Raw genomic sequence first — 18,213 nt, 5'->3', positions numbered from 1 at the left:
GTTTTATCAGGTGCTGCTTAACGCAGCACCTTCCTTGATTTACTTAGCCAACAGAGAAGCAAACTTCTTATCTTCCGCTGCCATAAACTTATAGGCATCGTTCGCGTATAAATCACTTACTTCAAAACCTTGCTTACGGGCGAATTTGTCTAGCTCACCAGATGCGTAAACCTTCTTCATCGCTGTAACCAATTTATCCTGGATCGCTTTGTCTAATCCCTTAGGTGCCACCAGCATGTTCCATGCCTGCAGCTCCCAGTTATAAGGGGTTGCTTCTTTAAAAACAGGTACTTCAGGATATAAACCTGATTTCTCCGGCGCCATTACAGCCAGATGCTTGACCATACCTGCCTTAACCATACCTTTTGCTTCGCCCGGAGAAGAAGTCACCACATCTACACCACCGGAAACCAGTTCCTGTAGCGCAGCGCTTGAACCTTGAGAAGGGATAAACTTAATGGCATCTTTCGGCATATCAGCAGAAAGCTGCATACCAATGGAGTTAAAGTGCCAGATAGAGTTCAGGCCACTACCAGACGCTTTTAATTTACCAGGGTTCTTCTTGGCAAATTCCATTAACTCTGCAGCGGTATTAAAAGGAGAGTCTTTAGAAACCTGTAAACCACCATAGATGACAGCTAGTCTGCTGATCGGCGTGTAATCTTCATAGCTGAGGTCCGTCATCCCCTGATGACGCATCATTGTAATTTCTACTGTTGCAATACCAAGAGTATAGCCATCAGCTTTAGCTCGTTTAGTGGCATCATGGCCCACAACACCACTACCACCTGTTTTGTTTACAACGTTAACGTTTACACCAAGTTCCGATTGAAGCCCTTTTGCCACAAGTCTGGCAACGGTGTCTGTATTGCCACCCGCTCCCCAAGGAACAATAATTGTGATTGGTTTTTCCGGCCAACCTGATGCCATAGCGGAACTTGCAAATAAAGCACTAAATACCATTACTGAGGTTATCGACTTTTTCATATTTCACACCTTGTTTCACTACAGAAGTAATTCTGTTTGATATTATTTGTTTTACTAAATTTCAGCCTTGCCAATACATTGGAAATATTTGGCATTCTCGTCACACCCTTTTGCTCAATAAATGCTGAGACAAAAGCATTTGCAAACAACACAGCTTCATTTATTGGTTTGCCCTTAGCAATTTCAGAAGCAAAAGCTCCATTAAAGGCATCGCATGACCCCATGGTGTCTACGGTTATAGATGGTAGAGCAGCTATATGATGACTTATTTTTCCATCAAAATAGACAACACCCAGACCATCTAAATTTATAATTACTTTCTTTCGTTCTTCACCAGCAACAATTTTTGCTGCTTCTTTTGCGCTTTGTATATCGTTAACTTTAATACCTGCCCACTCTCCAGACTGGTACATATTCAATGTAATGTAATCGACAAACCTATATAGCCTTTTTAATTCTTCGCTATATGGTGCAACATTTAATATGACGTCTTTACCTATTTCGTGGGCAAACTTAACCGCTCTCTCAATCGCATCAATATTAACTTCACCCTGAACCAAAAATACGTCTGATTCTGATATATAGGGTAACGACGTATCTATTTCCTGTTCAATAAACGTACTATTGGCACCAAAATAGCTTGCTGTAATATTGTTTTTAGTTTCTTCTGCTAAGTAAGTTACTGAACTACCGGTTGGCTCAGTATCTGACTGAAATATAGTAAACGAGTCTATTCCGCTCTCTTTCAGGTGTTTATAAGCATATTTGTTAAACGGATCATTCCCAACCTTAGTAATAAGGTGTACCCGGGAGCCTGAACAACTCGCAGATAGCGCCTGATTGGTTCCCTTACCTCCGGGACTTAATGCATTTGAATTCGAATAAATTAACTCTCCTACTTTAGGAAAGTGGTCAACATTTGCGATAATGTCGATGATAAAAGACCCCAGAATACATACCTTGCCTTCGTAAACTCTTATGCTGTTGTCCTTTGCTTCCTCATTTTTTATAAGCAGATCTCTTAGCAAGCAGGATATATCAAAATCCTCACTGAACTTGCTCATTTTCTTTATTTCCTGTTTACCCAGAACAGCACCACCATGGACTCGGTTAATTAACCCCTGAGATTCCAAAACTTTTAAATCATTACGTATTGTTTCCAGCGTAACATTAAATTGTTTAGCCAGTTGTGATACCTTAACTTTCTTCTGTTCACGAACAAGTTGGTATATTTCTTGTTGTCTGACTTCTGAAAACATAAATGACTCCCGCTCTTTAATTATGAGAATAAAGCCATCTTGATTACATTTCTGAGAGAATACTCAAATGTAAATCTCAAAAACAAAAACAAAACCAAATTGAGGTAACCTGGATCACATAATCTAAGAGCAACAGACTCTTAGGGAGCTTGTCCAACATAAAAACACACGCTAAATCAAGGTGCTACAGTTGCTTCACCGTTTAATTTGACAATGTCGGTATGGTTTAGAGAGTAGGTCATGCGTTTGACGATTACTGGTAGGAGCCCGCATCAGCTGCTGGCTGAAGCGGACGCGCTCTGAGGGGGAAGAGTAACCTTATAGTTAGCTTTCTGTCAGTTCTTAAAATTTCACCTTATAAGTTTTAGCCTGACACTGGGCCAGAGTACCGAATGAACCGGCTTCAACCGCTTCAACACCCGGACGTGGCGTTTCGTCCATCAGTACCTCAGTCCACTCAGTAACTGGCTTAGAAAATGCTACGTTGCCTTGAATCTCAGTAGTTTCAGACGGGTTGTAGATTCGGATAATTAGTGCATCGTCGTCTTCAGCCTTCTTCAGTACGCTCAGTACTGCACCCTTCATATCTTCCTTCAACAGGCTGTAGGTCAGAGGCAACTGCTTCTCACCAATGTTTAATTTTAGTGCATCGTATGGGATCTTATTATAAACCGACATAGGGGTTACATACTCACGAGCCTGGGACATCACATCTGCTGAGATATGGTCGCCAGCAAAGCCACAGATAGAGAAGTTACACATTAGTTTGCCACGCGTCTGAGAGTCGGGTGCAGGAATATTGATACCTGAAGGACGACCCGGACGAAGCAGTAGGTTCTCTTTACCAAGTACACCAACACCTCGTAGTAGAGTCAGAGCGAATGTATCGCGCTTCTCGTTACCCTGAGATGAAATCACTTCAAACTCACGCAGACCGTTACTGAATAGCGCAACACCACCTGCCTGATTTTCTAACGCAGCGAAGTTCATTAACTGGTATACAGGTACCGGAGCTTCTTTCCACTTCTCTTCTTCCCATACAGCCATTGCTGGGTCTTGAGTAGGACGAGTGATAACACCGAACTGGTTGTCTGCAACCACAGTCTCAGATACCCACGGAGTCGGGATAAGAACACGTACACGGTGGTCATCTGCCTGGTTATTCAGTTCCATGCTCACGTCGATGCGACGAGAACCTTCACGCAGGATTACCTGAACTTTCACGTCTACAAAACCATCCTGATTTGTGCGCTCTTCACGAGCCGCTATGTCAGTTGGTACGTTCATGCGGAATGCGATGTTTGCTACAGACTGGAATGCCTGCTGTTCAACGCTTGTTTCTACATCAAATTCGTCAGAGTAGATTAGCCACTCTTTACGTGATGGAGAGTAGTCGTACTCATCACCGTCATCTGAACCATCTTCCAGGCGAAGAACCTGGTCGTACTCGTGCTTAGTTTCTTTATCCAGAACGGTTAGCGTACCGTTAGCATTGACCGTAATAGAGTAGAACTCGTTCTCCATAACGCTGCCTTCGTTAGCAACAGCCTTCTGAGCACCCGCTTTGTCACCTTGAATGTGCAGAGTTGTGTAGCCCATTGCAGGAACCTTGATCTTCAGTTGAATATCGTATTCAAAAAATGGGTCGTAGTTTCCATAAGCAACGATTTGGCGGTCAATCTTACCTGGGTCGATTGCACGAGAGTCTTCAATAAAGTACTCAACATCGTTACCCGCTTCGTCAAAGATTTTGAACTCGTTGGCACGGATAGTGATCATAGTGTTCACGATTTCTTCACGTGCATAAGGCATCAGGTTGAAGAATGCCAGCTTGTCACAGTCTTCACGCTCTGGCATGTGGTCAACAATCTTACGCTTATAGAAGTTGATAAGGTTAGTAGCCATATCATCTGCAAGGATGTAACGAGCAAGGATTTCAGCGTGTACCTTATCCGAGCAGCAGCAGCCAATTGAGTCGTGAGCATGGTTCTTCATGCTCTCTTTCCACATTTTCTCAATCAGACCGTGGTGGTATTCAAAACCAAGGTCGTAAGCGATAGAGGCAAGCGGCTCAAGGATGTTAACAATCTTGTTCTCAACTTCGGCGTGGATAATCTTGATATCCATACGAGTTGAAGAGATGGTACGGTGAACACGCATGTATTTACCGTCGTTGAATTCGCCCTTAATAGTGTCAAGCTGATCACGCACCGCTTCGATACGCTCAAACACTTCTTCGTAGCGGCTCATTACGAACTCACGCTCTGGGTAGATTTCACGCAGGCTGTCCACCACTTCGAAGATATCTTTCTGAATCGGCATCTGATCGTGGCCGTTAGGCAGAAGAATGTCTTTGGTTACAGAAGCTGACTCAAGTACAGGGAAGTATTTGTCCAGACGACCACGCAGACCTTCTTCGTCTTGTGGCAGGTACTTACCAATCGCATAACCCAGCGGAAGAACCTGTGCAGTTACTTCACTGCCGTCATTTGATTGCCATAGGAATTCAGTTTTGTTTGTGCCGTGGCGCTCAGAACAACCACGCCAGAACAAAGTACGTTTGAAGCCAAAACCGTTGTAAATCATTGGTAGCTGTGAGCTCATTGAGAATGAGTCTGGCAGGTAACCGATTTTCATTGGTTCGCCAAGCTGTAGCGCATCACGCAGGCCGTACATCATGTTACGTACGATAGACTCACCCGAAACCTGCATAGTATCTGTCTGAGAGTACCAAGGGCCAACAATCAGTTTACCTGCTTCGACAAGGCCTTTAACGCGCTTATGATTTTCAGGTTTAATTGCAAAGTAGTCTTCAAGAACTGCAGTCTGACCGTCAAGAACGTAGTATTTGTACTCCGAATCATTCTCTAGACGGGTCATGATCTCTTCCATGTTGTTTACAAGAAGGATTCGAGACTCTTCAGTGGTAAAATACCACTCACGGTCCCAGTGCATGTGTGGTGTGATATGTACGCGAGATGTAGTCATTTTCCTTACCCTATAATATCTTTAATAAAATGATAAATACTTCAATAAAAAATAAATATATTTAATACATAATTAAACAATAAGAGCCCTACCCTGCTAAATTAACAGGGCATATAAATTGGTCTAATTTCACTTTATTTAAAACAGCTAGCTATTTAGTGTGGTTTGTTTTTACAAATATGGTTTAACCCAGTCTATTCCTGATAAGGTTGTATCTTTAGGATTATATTCACAACCTATCCAACCGGAATAACCAACATTATCCAGAACATTAAATATATAAGGATAATGTATTTCTCCTTCATTTGGTTCAAATCGGTCTGGGACGGAAGCTATCTGTACATGTCCGATATGGTCGGAAAGATCATGAATTAAATTCGTTATATCTCCATCCATTATCTGTGCGTGAAACACATCAAACTGCAATTTTACGTTTGGTTTACCAATCTTTTTTATTAACTCAACAGCGTCTCTTTGATGAGAAATAAAATAACCTGGAGCAACTCTTTCGTTCAACGGTTCAATGAGTAACGTTACTCCTTTTTCCGCAAACTTGTCAGCCGCATATCGAATGTTCTTAATGAAAGTTACTTCATGTAATTCATAACTGTACTTATTATCCATCACACCAGACATGGCATGTACTTTTTTACAGTTCAATGCTTCTGCATAACGCAGAGCAACATCAACACTGTTTTGAAATTCCTTTTCACGTCCTGGAAGAGCAGCAAGGCCACGTTCGCCCGCTTCCCAATCGCCCGGAGGCATATTGAAAAGAGCCTGCTCCAGCTTGAAGGTGTGAAGCTTTTCAGCAAGTAAAGCAGGCTCAAAGTCATAAGGGAACAGGAATTCTACGGCTTGAAAACCTACCTTTTGGGCAGCTTCAAATCGTTCCATGAAAGGTAATTCGGTAAATAACATCGTTAGGTTTGCAGCAAATTTAGCCATTATTTTAGTCTCCTACTTAACTCGTTTACATTTTTATCTGAAAGGTATTGGATCTCCTGCTCCTTTAACATCAGACTAAGTTTTGCTGTCTCTTCCAGCTCTTCGATATTGTCCATTGCGTCTTCCAAGCTCGCACCAGTTACAACTGGCCCATGATTTGCCAATAAAAATGCCCGATAGTCAGTTGCTCTCTTCGCCAACTCAACTGCAATCTGCGGGTCCCCTGGATTAAAATACGGAATAAGGGGCATCTTGCCTACACGCATCACGTAGTATGGGGTGAATGGCTTTATCACATTGTCAGGATCTATCCCCTTAAGACAGGAAAGTGCCGTCAGATATGTACTGTGAAGATGAACGACCGCATTACAGGATGAGTTATTGCGATACAACTCTAGATGGAACGTCACTTCCTTAGATGGTTTGTCACCTGAAAGGTGGTTCCCTTCTATATCAACCACTGAAAGTGTATCGACATCCAAACGCCCCATTGAAGAGCCGGTTGGTGTCGCTAGAATATTTCCGCTAGGAAGTTTCAAAGAGAGGTTTCCCGCTCCTCCGGTTGCATAGCCGCGCTCAAACAACGAACGAGCTAAACTAACCATTTTTTGCCGTAAGACTCGATCACTCATGATAGAACTCCTGAGCCTTGGAGAAAAAGTCCACCTCACCAAAGTTACCTGATTTCAATGCAAGTGAAAGAGAACTATCAATGGCCTTAACCCAAGGTACTCCAGGAGCTATCTGAGGGCCAATGTGGAAACCTTTCACTGCAAGACTCTGAGTCACTACACCAGAGGTTTCGCCGCCGGCAACAATAAAGTTGCTTATACCTTTTTCGTATAACTGGTGTGTAAGCTGACTAAAGAAACCTTCTACCGCTTTACTTGAAGCATCTACACCATATGTTTTCTGAATCTGCTTGAGCACTTCTGGCTCAGCGGTAGCATAAACTAACGGCGCAAATTCACCGTCAAGGTTGTTCATCACCCACTCTGTGATATTGCTTACATAGTCATCTTTTTCGATACAAGACTTAACATCGAGAGCAATGTTCGGCGCTTTAGTTGAGTATGCTGCAACCTGTTCGTTGGTTCGGACGGAGCAAGAACCGGAAAGCAATACTGTATTCGCTTTCGTTGGACGACCTGCTTCAAGAGCTTCTGTCTGATCGCTTAACTGACTCATCCAATTCTTAGCAATACCAGCCGCCAGACCAGAGCCACCTGTTACCAACTTCAGAGATTCGGCGGCTTTACCTAATGTGTCTAAATGACTAGCATTGAAAGCATCGACTACGGCGTAACGTTTACCTGCATTTTTCTGGTTTTCGAAAGCCTGAATTACGGATTCAGGCCCTTCTTCTATAGCCTGATAGTTAACTAAACCGGTACTGCCTTCAGATTGAGCGTCCATCAACCGCATCAAACTAGAATCAAGCATTGGCGTTACTGGGTGATTACGCATACCAGAATCACTAAGTAGTTCTCCCAGTACAAACAGGTGACCATTAAATACCGTTCTGCCATTTACGGGCAACGCTGGACAAACAATGGTGAACTTTTCATCCAAAGCATTCAGCAATGCGTCAGTAACAGGTCCAATATTGCCTTCGGCCGTACTGTCAAAGGTTGAGCAATATTTAAAATAGTACTGCTGACAACCATGGCTTTTAAGCCAGTTCAATGCTGATAATGAACTTCCTACGGCCTCATCAACCGGGCATGAACGTGACTTTAAACTTATTACCACTGCGTCGGCATCTACTTCAATATTACCTTCTGGTACACCGTTTAACTGAATGGTTCGCATACCGTTAGCAACTAAGAAGCCTGCTATATCGGTTGCTCCGGTAAAATCGTCTGCAATAACCCCTAATAGCATGATTACTTCTCCTTAGCAGGCAGTTCGATGCCTTCGAAGATTTTAATTACGGCACTGTCATCCTCCTGGCCGTACCCGGCATTACTTGCGCTAACAAACATGTTTAGAGCAGTGCTGGCTAAAGGAAGAGGGAACTTAAGTTCCTTTGCGGTATCAGAAACGAGATTTAGATCCTTTACAAAGATGTCAACCATGGATTTGGGTGAGTAGTCGCCGTCTATTACATGCTGCATTCTGTTTTCGAACATCCAGGAGTTTCCTGCAGCATTTACTACTACGTTGTACATTAGATCCAATGGGATATTGGCTTTCGCCGCTAAAGCCATGGCTTCTGCGGCAACTGCAATATGCACTCCTGCAAGAAGTTGATGTACGATTTTCACCGTAGATCCCTGACCAATTTCTGTTCCAATGTTGTAAACCTTAGCCGCTACCGCGTTAAGTACGGGTTTAACTAGCTGAAAAGCCAACTTACTACCTGATGCCATTACGGTCATTTCACCAGCCTCAGCTTTTGCAGCGCCACCAGAGACTGGTGCATCCAGCATGATCAACTGCTTTTCTTGAAGCTTGGTTTCAAATGCCTTCGCGTCTTCAGAAGCAATCGTCGCAGAAATCATCACGGCCGTGCCCGGTTTGAGAGTGTCGGCCAGCCCGGATTCAAAGAGTACAGCGTTTACCTGCTTGGCATTGACGACCAGCAGAACTAACGCATCGAGCTCTTTGGAAAAGTCTGCACAGTTGCTAGAAACGGCTTTTGCGCCTGCAACTGATAGTTCCGTTAAAGCCTGGTCATTAAGATCTACCCCATACACATCAAGCCCAGCCCTTATACATGACTTAGCGGCCCCCATTCCCATAGAACCAAGACCAATTACCGCGACACTTTGTACTTTCCTATCTTCCATCCCGTTACCCTCCGGAGTGAACCGTTGTTAATATTTGTTATACCCTGTTAGATTATTATAAGGCATACCACATTTCTTCGACAAAAGTCACATACCGCGCAACCGAATGTGAATATATGTTACACCCTCACTCATTTAACCGCTTTTCTGATTATAACGCATACAATAACGAACTCATTTAACAGAAATTCACAATCTAGAATGATTTTGTTAAGCTTGGGCCACTTTATTTTGTTGGAGAATTTGTTATGATCCCAGTTGAAAGGCGCCGGATCAGTTCACCAGGCCACCATCATTGTTGTCGGTTTCGCTATACACGTATTACTTTGATATTTCTTGCTTTGAGTTCATCAAGAACACGTTGCTCAACATCTTCGCAGACTAAGACTGAGTGAATTGCATCAAGGTTAGCTATCTTGCTACCTACAGCGTGATTGATGGCGTTCTTTTGAAGGATAACTGTAATTCTGGTACTTACAGAGACCATCTGCCTTTCACACATACCAGAGAAAACATCTGACTGAAAAGCCCCCTGTTCGGTTATCCCATCAGCGCAGACAAACATATGGTCTGCACAATAAAAATTGTTCACAGATTCAGAAGGGTGACAGAGCATTGCATTATTTTTTTGATACTGTCCACCGGGAACAATTATCTCATCATGGCCTTTAGCAATCAGGTATTGAACTAATGGAAAATAGTTTGTCATGATTACGTAAGCTTGGTTACATAGCTTTTCTGCTAGAAGCCTGGCACTATCATGATTGCTGATAGCGATAGTTTGACCAGTCTTTATGAGCGTGGAAGCCTTTTGAGCCAGCCTTTTGTCCCGGTCGCTAACTAAAGTAAACCTACCTACTGTACCCTGAGCAATGTCTAATTTAGTCTTTAGCAGAGCTTCGGCACCATTACGAACTTATGTGGACTCCCCCGTGTCAACAATACCTTTGCATCTATTTAGAATTAATGCGTGCTTATGTTCGAGCTCTGTTTGGGTAGCTAACCCTGGCTCACTGATATTTACGCGAACGGCTTTGTCATCTCTCGTTCGCGAGCTATAAGCTCAGACCGTAACACTGACTAAAACCGCTGATTTTCATCTAAACTCAGCAATTGTATTGGTGATTCTTAAAAGCTAAGCAGTTAAAGGCTCAGCCCGGTATTCGGTTCCATTGGCAATTAATGCAAAGGCGGTTCTAATCGTCTTATTTGCTAACGCAACCGCAGCACAACGCTTTCCTCGACGTTCGATTAACGCTTTTAGCCAAGCTTCTTTTTTCGTTCGGGGCTCTCGTCTGGATACCTGGCTACACACAGACATAGCCCCACTAACTAACGTAGCCCTCATGCTATGGTTTTTAACAAACTTCCCAACGCTGCCGAGTTTTACCTTACCGCCAGTAGTATGTTGAATCGGGGTAAGCCCAACACAAGCAGAAGCATCCCTGCCAGTGCGGAATGTCCCCATCTCACCGCACACTAATAACATGTACATATTGACGGCATTCATCGGTCCAACACCCTCTATTGCCATAAAGGTTCGACACTCTTCGTTCTGGGCAGCCAGTTGCTCAAGTGTCTTTTCATGCTGAATGATGACTTCTACCTGTTGCTGGTAAGTTTGCCAAGCGGCATCTAATGACGCTCTAAATTCATCGCAAAACCCGTTCTCAGCATCTTCGAGCGTTGATTCAATCACTGTTCGAATAGAGCCTTTTTTCGCGATACGGATACCAAATTCACGCAATAGTGCCCTAAGCTGATTCTCCATTGCGACCTTGTGCTTAGTGGCCAAATCTTTCATACGAACTATCGATTGCAACTCTTGTTGCTTAAACGTTTTTCCTGAAATGAACCTCACTTCAGGTAACTGGCTGGCTTGCACAACGGCAAGCGCATCATTTTTATCCGTTTTTTGATTTTGGCGAACCTGAGCAACTAATTTAGCGCTGATTTGCTTTGCATGGTGGCCCAAAGAATGAGCAGTTTGCTGCCAATAGTTGGCACTACTACATGCCTCAAATATGACAGTTACTGGTTTTGACTTAGCAAGCCAGGCGTTAAAGGCTTGCGGTGTCATCTCTTTATTGGAGAGCACCTTGTTACTCCTGACCACACAGACCTGGATAACATCATTTGCTAAATCAACACCAACAATTGTATTCTTCATACTATGGACTCCAACTAAGAACTATGTGTGACAACTAAGATCTTAACCTTTTCTCTTGGGGAGGGGGAGTCCAATTATCTCGCTTGACTTGTTTGCTCTCAGTTAGCTTTGACAAATCTCTTCGTGCTGTAGCCGGAGAGACATTAAACTTTTCAACAATTTCTTGTATTGAAATTCGGTCCTGGGTACTAACAATCTCAAGTATCGATCTGTGCCTATGTAATTCAATCATAATAACTTGGGCCCGTATCAGGAGTTGTCTCCTGGTAGACTATGTGAAAATATGTTAACTATTGTTATGCTAATGCATATGTTCTGGCAGAACCTTCACTAAGATCAAATTATGATAACTTTTGTGATCAATTGTTAGGATGAATTGTTTTAGACTCATTTTTCATGACATATCTTGCATAAATAGCAAACAATTAACATATATTCACATCGCAAGCTGCTTTTGGTAGAGTGTCAGTAATCGAAACATTGGAGAAATCGCATGATTCCGGCTGAAAGGCACCGTTCAATATTAGAGTTACTTAAGGGACAAGAGTTCATCAGCATCAATGAGTTGAAAGCACGCCTACAAGTTTCTCACATGACAATTAGACGAGACATCGGCAAACTTGAAGATGAGGGCTGTGTACTATCCGTAACAGGCGGAGTTCAATTAGCAGAGTCTTTAAAAAATGAGCAGTCTCATGATGACAAAGATCTTCAGAACAAAAGTGAGAAAGAAAGTATCAGCCAACAAGCCTCGCTGCTGATAAAAGATCATAAGGTCATCTACCTGGATGCCGGCACAACAACTTTAGAAATCGCGAAAAAAATCGGCGACAATAAAGATCTAACCATTCTCACCAATGACTTTATTATTGCTAACTATTTGATTTTAAACTCAACGTGCAGCGTTTATTACACAGGAGGAAGAGTCGATCGTGCGAATAAATCGAGTATAGGTTTAAAAGCCGCGCAAACAATCAGGGAGTTTAATATCGGTCTGGCATTTATCTCTACCTCATTCTGGAATCAACACGGTATTTCAACTCTTGTTGAGGATAAAGTGGTTGTGAAGAAGGCAATATGTGATGTTTCGAGCACTTGTTGCCTAGTATCTGACTCAAACAAATATGGCAGAGTTGCGTCCTCTCACGCGGTGGATATGGAACGATTCAACACCATCACCGACAACGACCTTTCTCAACATGCCCTTGAGGCTCTAAACCAAAAAGGGATCTATGTACTATTTGCAAAGTAAAAACTCTCAGGGCAAAACAGCTTGTTGTTTAGATATGCAGAACGAGTATTGATAGTGGGGTTGTTATTGCGGTGATAAACGCAAACTAATTAGATCTACACATTGACATGATTGCCAGAGGCCATGTACGGCGGTTTTCTCGACTAATATAAAAAATTTAGGGCAAAATTTGACAGGATTTGTCGACAACAAATAGAGTTAAATTACGGGTAAGCCCAACCAGTTACCTATTTTTCTCCTGCTCAGCGAGCATTTCGAGTTTGCTGATTTTTGAAAGTGAATATGAACCATCGTGGTTATCTGTCCATTTTATGGTATCTCCCTCTTCCAATAAACCATCTGGGGTGTACACACACAACGAAAACATCGCAGCCTTAGATGTGCGCACAACAGGTGATCCTGATGTACGTACTCCAACGTCGGGAATAGATGAACCTGCCGAAATCTTAGCAAAGCAATGGCACTCGCTGGGGATGTTCCACCAGCAAATTGCTGACAGATTAAATCAGATGGAAAAGTTTACTCCGGATGGTAAACCATGGACGCGCTTGTTAGTTCGGCAGGTAATTAGCCAAAGATAATTTAACTGCGCAAACAAACAGTTCTTTCATCGCCATTCAATTGTAGTGACAATTTTTGTTCAGAACTCAATCCGAGCCTGACAGCCTTTTCCCTCCCTATCTGTAAGACTAAACTGCCAGCCATACCGCTGACAGAAATCTTTTACCAACAGTAACCCCAACCCGTGCCCCTCTTCAAATGGCTGCTCTGAAAGACCCGAACCTTCATCCAGTACAGATATTGACCGTTTCCCCATTCTCAACTCAATACGGCCTCTTTCCGTGGCTGACAACGCGTTTCGCACCAGGTTACCAATTATCATAGAAATAACCTCAGTCGCAGCCTTCACCTCAGGCTCACCTGTTATGCTTAGCTCAAATTCAATCTCTTTATTTGTTATATAACATATATGATCATCAAAAACGGACTGCAGCTCTTGCTGAGTAATCTTCCTTACAGGAACATCTCCACCACACCTTTCATAGCGAACCAGTGCTAATAAGGCATCCACCATAACCGACATCTGATCGCTTGCCCGCTGAATCCTGCTAAGTTGTTTATTCTGAAAATCACTGTTATCCCCTCTTTGAAGCAGCTCATTTGCCCCGGTTACAATCGCAAGCGGTGTACGCAGTTCATGACTGGCATAGCGTGCAAATATCTGCTCCCGCTTTATCAGCTCATTGATTTCCTCTCGATACAAGTTCATCTGCCCGGTGAGTTGAGTAAACTCGATAGCCGCTTCATGGTTAATGGTAAACACAGCGTCGGGATCGCCCTTGTTGGCATCCAGCTGATCCGAGAGTCTGTTTACCGGAGAGATAAGCCTTTTGGAAAGGCGCGTAAGGATCAGAATAAAAATGGCTAGCAAAACCGCAAATATGCCTCCAAGAACAGTTAGAATGAAGGCGTGCTCATAGGAAGTAAGTTCAATCTCATCTATCTTACTGACAAGTATCAGCGGCTTGATTGCACCATCAATTTCGAACTCGTTGACCAAAAGCATACGGGCTGACTTGCTGTCTGTTTCTACCCTGCCAAGGAAGATAAGGTCGCCGTGAAGCAGCCCCTCAAATCCACCGGGGACCAGAGATTCCTTCCGGTGAATCCCGCGTAACAGATCAAAAAAACTTTCCAACCAGGACAACTCCCCATGGATATGATCAAGATACGCCTGCGGAACCAGAGTAAAATCATCATAGGCATCGGTTAAAACATCCAGTTGCAATTTACCGGTTTCACCGCTTTGATACCTTTCAATGGCAGTTTGAGAGTCGAGCACAATATGCTTATGCCCTTCCTCATCCTGAGCCCATTTCAGAGCATTTAAAAAGACGAGATAAATAACCAGACAGTTGATCACTGAAACCAGGGTAAAAAACAGCGCAAGCTTCCCCGTCAGGCTTTTGGTGGAATTGGCAAACTGACGAATCATGAAACATCCTCAAGACGAAAACCTACCTTGGGAATCGTTATCAGCATTGGCCGGGAAAAAGGCTTATCTAGCAGCCCCCTGAGCTGATAGATATGAGATCTTAATACGTCCCGCCCCGGATCGCCCTCCGGCCATATCTCGTCAACGATCTCTTCTCTGCTCACCACTTCAGGTGCTTTCTGGCACAGCATCTTTAAAATGGTATAAGCGGTGGGGTTGAGCTTAAGCCGTTGCCCTTCCCTGTATGCTTCACGCATTTCAGGCACAATGGTTAGCGGGCCAAACTTAAGTTCAGAGGAAACCACAGTTCCGCGGTATCTGCGGATAAGTGCCCGGCTTCTGGCTTCGAGAATATCCAGTTTAAAAGGTTTGGTAAGGTAATCATCCGCCCCCTGTTTAAAACCTTTAAGCATGTCCAGGGTATTATCCAGTGCGGTCAGCATAAGTACGGGTGTGTCCTTTCCTCCCTCACGCAACTCGTTACACAGGGTCAGGCCGTTCATGCGCGGCAGCATCAGATCCAGAATAATGATGTCAAAGCTCCCCTCCTGCGCCAGCTTTAATCCCTGCTCACCATTGCTGGCATAGTCGATCTCCATTCCCAGGCTTTCATAAAAATCACATAAAATACCGGCTATTTCCTGGTTATCTTCAACGAGTAATACCTTATACATAGAGTTCTTTGTTTCCTGAGCCTGCCAACAAACACCTGATTATACCTCAGTTACAGATAAGCGTGTTGAATCTTTAAAATAATTCTCATTCAGCATCCTCACGGTTTTTTCACGACTCTGATGTTATATCTAATAAACCAAAATACGAATTCCTATCATTACGATATATCTTAAGGATTACCATGAAACTAAACAGTCTTAGAGCCGGGGATGTGGCAACTGTCTCTTCCTTTTCCGCGCTCTCCGGTCAAATAAAAAAGAAACTTATGGTGATGGGTGTATTACCCGAAACAGAAGTTAAGCTAGTACGTAAAGCTCCGATGGGCGATCCCCTTCAGGTAGAGGTCCGGGGAGAGTCACTGGCACTGAGCAGCAATATCGCCTCAGAGATTGACGTGGAGATGAAATAATGTCTAAGCAGTATCAGATTCTTACCCTTGGTAACCCAAACAGCGGCAAAACCACCCTGTTCAACTCTCTGACAGGAGCCAGGCAACAAGTAGGCAACTGGGCCGGTGTCACCATAGAAAAGAAAACCGGCCAGTTTTCACATGAAGGACAAGGCTTCTGTCTAACCGACCTTCCCGGTATATATTCACTGGACAGCGGCGATGACAGCAACAGTTTAGACGAGTCCATTGCGGCAAAAGCAGCCATGTCTCTTCCGGCCGATATCATTATTAACATCGTAGACGCCAGCAGCCTTGAACGTAGCCTTTATATGACGCTTCAGTTACGAGAGCTTGGCCGACCTATGGTCGTGGTGCTCAATAAGATGGACGTACTAAAACGCGAACAACAGACTCTGAATGTAGCCGCATTAGAAAAACGACTGGAGTGCCCGGTAATTGCATTGTCAGCAACTAATGCCCTTGAAGTAAATAACTTTAAGCAGCGCCTGAGCCAGCTTCTGCAACAAGCCGTTACCCCGTCACCACTAAAACTGGACTATGATTCAAAGTTGGAGAAAACCGTTAACACCCTTGAGTCTATCTGGAAGGAAGAGCCGTTATCGGGACGCGCACTTGCACTGAGAGCTCTGGAGCAGGATGCTCTGATTCTGAATGAGCTTTCACAAACCAGCCGCAGTCAGGTTAATCATGCTGCAGCAGCTGTAGATCTGGATATCGATCTTCTTATCGCCGACACCAGATACACCCATATCCACAACATTCTAAAAAAGGTACGTAAGACCGAAGGCAAGCTGAGCAGAAGCTTTACCGAAAAAGCGGATCAACTGATACTTAACAAATGGCTAAGCATGCCGCTTCTTGTTCTTGCCATGTATCTGATGTTTATGTTTTCCATAAACATCGGCGGTGCATTTATCGACTTCTTTGATATTGCTGTTGGTGCAATCCTTGTGGACGGGGGGCATTACCTTCTTGATGACCGGCTTCCGGTCTGGATGACGACATTGCTGGCAGACGGTATCGGTGGTGGAATTCAGACAGTCGCAACCTTTATTCCAGTGGTCGCCGCGCTTTACCTGTTCCTTTCTGTACTGGAAAGCTCTGGTTATTTAGCCCGCGCGGCCTTTATTCTGGATAAGGCCATGCAGAAGATAGGTATTCCCGGTAAAGCATTTGTGCCGCTGGTGCTCGGCTTTGGCTGTAACGTACCTTCAATTATGGCGACCCGTACTCTGGATCAGGAACGTGAGCGTAAGCTGGCGGCTTCTATGGCTCCATTTATGTCCTGTGGTGCCCGCCTTCCGGTCTACGTTCTTTTTGCCGCGGCCTTCTTCCCGGAAAGTGGTCAGAATATCGTATTTGCCCTGTACCTGCTTGGCATCTTTGCTGCCATTGCTACAGGTTTGCTGCTTCGCAACACGCTCTATCCGGGAACAAGCGAAGCCCTGATCATGGAAATGCCAGACTACGAAATTCCGACGGTTAAAAACGTAATAATCAAAACCTGGCACAAGCTTAAGCGCTTTGTCCTTGGCGCGGGTCGTACCATTGTCATCGTGGTTACCATACTGAGCTTCTTTAACTCTCTTGGCACCGACGGCACATTCGGTAATGAAGACAGTGAAAACTCTATGCTTTCGCGAGCGGCGCAGATCGTTACTCCTGTCTTTGAGCCTATCGGCGTAGAGAAAGATAACTGGCCGGCAACGGTTGGCATTATTACCGGTATCTTCGCTAAAGAAGCTGTGGTAGGCACACTGAACAGCCTGTATTCAACTGCGGCAGGAGAAGAAGAGCCTGGCTATGATCTTGGTGCCAGCCTGACAAATGCGGCACTGACTATCCCGGATAATCTTCTGGGCCTGAGCTACAGTGACCCTTTAGGTATTAGCGTCGGTGACCTGTCAGACACTGAGGCCGTGGCAGAAGATCAGGAGGTAGATTCTAGTATCTTTGGCAACCTTAAGTCTAACTTTGTATCAGCTCATGCCGCCTTCGCATACCTTATCTTTATCCTGCTCTATACCCCGTGTGTTGCTGCTATGGGTGCGTATGTAAAAGAGTTCGGCCGTCAGTACGCTGGCTTTATCGCAGGTTATACCATGCTGCTGGCTTATACGGGAGCGGCCTTCTATCACAATCTGATGCACTTTAGCCTTCACCCGGCTACAAGCGTAGCCTGGATACTTGTGGTAATGGGAATTTGGATCGCTACCTACATGCTATTAAAAAGGCAAGGCAGAGAACTTCCACAAGTTCAAATGGTGACACAATGATCGTCAGCCAGTTAAAAGCTTACATTGAACAACATAGCGGTGCTTCAAGAACTGATCTGGCAAAACGTTTTGCCCTGAGCGAAGACGGCGTGGATGCTATGTTGGAAATATGGATTAAAAAAGGAGAGATTTCGAGGATTACCGATACCAGCAGAAAGAGAGTGCTGCCTCAGGTGAGGTACCGGAGCATAGGTAAAAACAATATTGCTGTAAATATCATTCTCTGACTTTCACACTTTTCCCTAGGGTGATGACCCGGCTGGCTTAGGAAACTACGCCGGCTTTTTTTTGATTAATCGCTGATTATTGGCCATTGATCTACCTGTAGGAAAGTTAAAGCGAATGTCTGTTCTTTAGTATTACTGAAAAAATTAACTATTACCTTTCTCTTTACATCTCTTTACGCTTTCTATACGTTCCTTTACAGGCCATATTTTATTCTATACTCAACCGCTGTG

General features: G+C 44.0%; 16 protein-coding genes. 5 read left to right on the top strand and 11 right to left on the bottom strand.

The features are described from left to right. Positions 1 to 39: 39 nt before the first annotated feature. The 9 genes from L3Q72_RS22650 to L3Q72_RS22610 all read right to left on the bottom strand — a co-directional run bounded on the left by L3Q72_RS22650 (position 40) and on the right by L3Q72_RS22610 (position 11,144). On the bottom strand, positions 40 to 987 hold the full coding sequence (locus tag L3Q72_RS22650) for a tripartite tricarboxylate transporter substrate binding protein (protein ID WP_275132819.1): 948 nt from the start codon (positions 985 to 987) through the stop codon (positions 40 to 42). Further along, the gene (locus tag L3Q72_RS22645; RefSeq protein ID WP_275132818.1) at positions 984 to 2,246 is read right to left on the bottom strand and encodes a PfkB family carbohydrate kinase; all 1,263 of its coding nucleotides are present in this window, start codon (positions 2,244 to 2,246) and stop codon (positions 984 to 986) included. The genes L3Q72_RS22650 and L3Q72_RS22645 overlap by 4 nt, the downstream gene beginning before the upstream one ends. 342 nt (positions 2,247 to 2,588) lie before the next feature. Then, a complete protein-coding gene (gene mngB, locus L3Q72_RS22640) occupies positions 2,589 to 5,234 on the bottom strand; it encodes a mannosylglycerate hydrolase (RefSeq protein ID WP_275132817.1) in 2,646 nt (881 codons plus the stop codon). 171 nt (positions 5,235 to 5,405) lie between these two features. Next, positions 5,406 to 6,182 (bottom strand): 2-oxo-tetronate isomerase, encoded by a 777-nt coding sequence (otnI, locus tag L3Q72_RS22635; protein ID WP_275132816.1) that lies wholly within the window; start codon positions 6,180 to 6,182, stop codon positions 5,406 to 5,408. Further along, positions 6,182 to 6,814, bottom strand: coding sequence for an aldolase (locus L3Q72_RS22630; protein WP_275132815.1), 633 nt, complete (start codon positions 6,812 to 6,814; stop codon positions 6,182 to 6,184). The genes otnI and L3Q72_RS22630 overlap by 1 nt, the downstream gene beginning before the upstream one ends. Further along, a complete protein-coding gene (otnK, locus tag L3Q72_RS22625) occupies positions 6,807 to 8,066 on the bottom strand; it encodes a 3-oxo-tetronate kinase (protein ID WP_275132814.1) in 1,260 nt (419 codons plus the stop codon). Before otnK ends, L3Q72_RS22630 begins: the two co-directional genes overlap by 8 nt. 2 nt (positions 8,067 to 8,068) lie before the next feature. After that, complete coding sequence (gene ltnD / locus L3Q72_RS22620; RefSeq protein WP_275132813.1) at positions 8,069 to 8,974, bottom strand: L-threonate dehydrogenase; 906 nt, start codon at positions 8,972 to 8,974, stop codon at positions 8,069 to 8,071. A 310-nt stretch (positions 8,975 to 9,284) separates the two neighbouring features. Further along, complete coding sequence (locus L3Q72_RS22615; RefSeq protein ID WP_275133775.1) at positions 9,285 to 9,746, bottom strand: hypothetical protein; 462 nt, start codon at positions 9,744 to 9,746, stop codon at positions 9,285 to 9,287. Positions 9,747 to 10,109: 363 nt separating this feature from the next. Then, positions 10,110 to 11,144, bottom strand: coding sequence for an IS110 family transposase (locus L3Q72_RS22610; protein ID WP_275131593.1), 1,035 nt, complete (start codon positions 11,142 to 11,144; stop codon positions 10,110 to 10,112). A 493-nt stretch (positions 11,145 to 11,637) separates the two neighbouring features. Here L3Q72_RS22610 and L3Q72_RS22605 point away from each other — a divergent pair, with 493 nt between their 5' ends. Together L3Q72_RS22605 and L3Q72_RS22600 are read left to right on the top strand one after the other, a co-directional pair. Further along, entirely contained in the window at positions 11,638 to 12,396 is a 759-nt protein-coding gene (locus L3Q72_RS22605) for a DeoR/GlpR family DNA-binding transcription regulator (RefSeq protein WP_275132812.1), read from the top strand. A 380-nt stretch (positions 12,397 to 12,776) separates the two neighbouring features. After that, positions 12,777 to 12,977: a hypothetical protein gene (locus tag L3Q72_RS22600; RefSeq protein WP_275132811.1), complete on the top strand. Its 201-nt coding sequence runs from the start codon at positions 12,777 to 12,779 to the stop codon at positions 12,975 to 12,977. A 59-nt stretch (positions 12,978 to 13,036) separates the two neighbouring features. Here L3Q72_RS22600 and L3Q72_RS22595 read toward each other — a convergent pair whose 3' ends face one another. Together L3Q72_RS22595 and L3Q72_RS22590 are read right to left on the bottom strand one after the other, a co-directional pair. Further along, a complete protein-coding gene (locus L3Q72_RS22595) occupies positions 13,037 to 14,392 on the bottom strand; it encodes a HAMP domain-containing sensor histidine kinase (protein WP_275132810.1) in 1,356 nt (451 codons plus the stop codon). Then, a complete protein-coding gene (locus tag L3Q72_RS22590) occupies positions 14,389 to 15,066 on the bottom strand; it encodes a response regulator transcription factor (RefSeq protein ID WP_275132809.1) in 678 nt (225 codons plus the stop codon). The genes L3Q72_RS22595 and L3Q72_RS22590 overlap by 4 nt, the downstream gene beginning before the upstream one ends. Before the next feature lie 182 nt (positions 15,067 to 15,248). On the opposite strand from L3Q72_RS22590, the gene L3Q72_RS22585 reads away from it, so the two are divergent. Genes L3Q72_RS22585 through L3Q72_RS22575 form a run of 3 tightly spaced genes read left to right on the top strand, consistent with a single transcriptional unit; the run spans position 15,249 to position 17,982 of the window. Continuing rightward, positions 15,249 to 15,476 (top strand): FeoA family protein, encoded by a 228-nt coding sequence (locus L3Q72_RS22585; RefSeq protein WP_275132808.1) that lies wholly within the window; start codon positions 15,249 to 15,251, stop codon positions 15,474 to 15,476. After that, complete coding sequence (gene feoB / locus L3Q72_RS22580) at positions 15,476 to 17,755, top strand: Fe(2+) transporter permease subunit FeoB (protein ID WP_275132807.1); 2,280 nt, start codon at positions 15,476 to 15,478, stop codon at positions 17,753 to 17,755. Before L3Q72_RS22585 ends, feoB begins: the two co-directional genes overlap by 1 nt. Continuing rightward, the gene (locus L3Q72_RS22575; protein ID WP_275132806.1) at positions 17,752 to 17,982 is read left to right on the top strand and encodes a FeoC-like transcriptional regulator; all 231 of its coding nucleotides are present in this window, start codon (positions 17,752 to 17,754) and stop codon (positions 17,980 to 17,982) included. The genes feoB and L3Q72_RS22575 overlap by 4 nt, the downstream gene beginning before the upstream one ends. Positions 17,983 to 18,213 lie beyond the last annotated feature (231 nt).

The organism is Vibrio sp. JC009 (assembly GCF_029016485.1).
In the GTDB taxonomy this organism is placed as follows: domain Bacteria; phylum Pseudomonadota; class Gammaproteobacteria; order Enterobacterales; family Vibrionaceae; genus Vibrio.
Note: the sequence above shows the minus strand (reverse complement) of the source record. Positions and strands in the feature narration are given on the sequence as shown.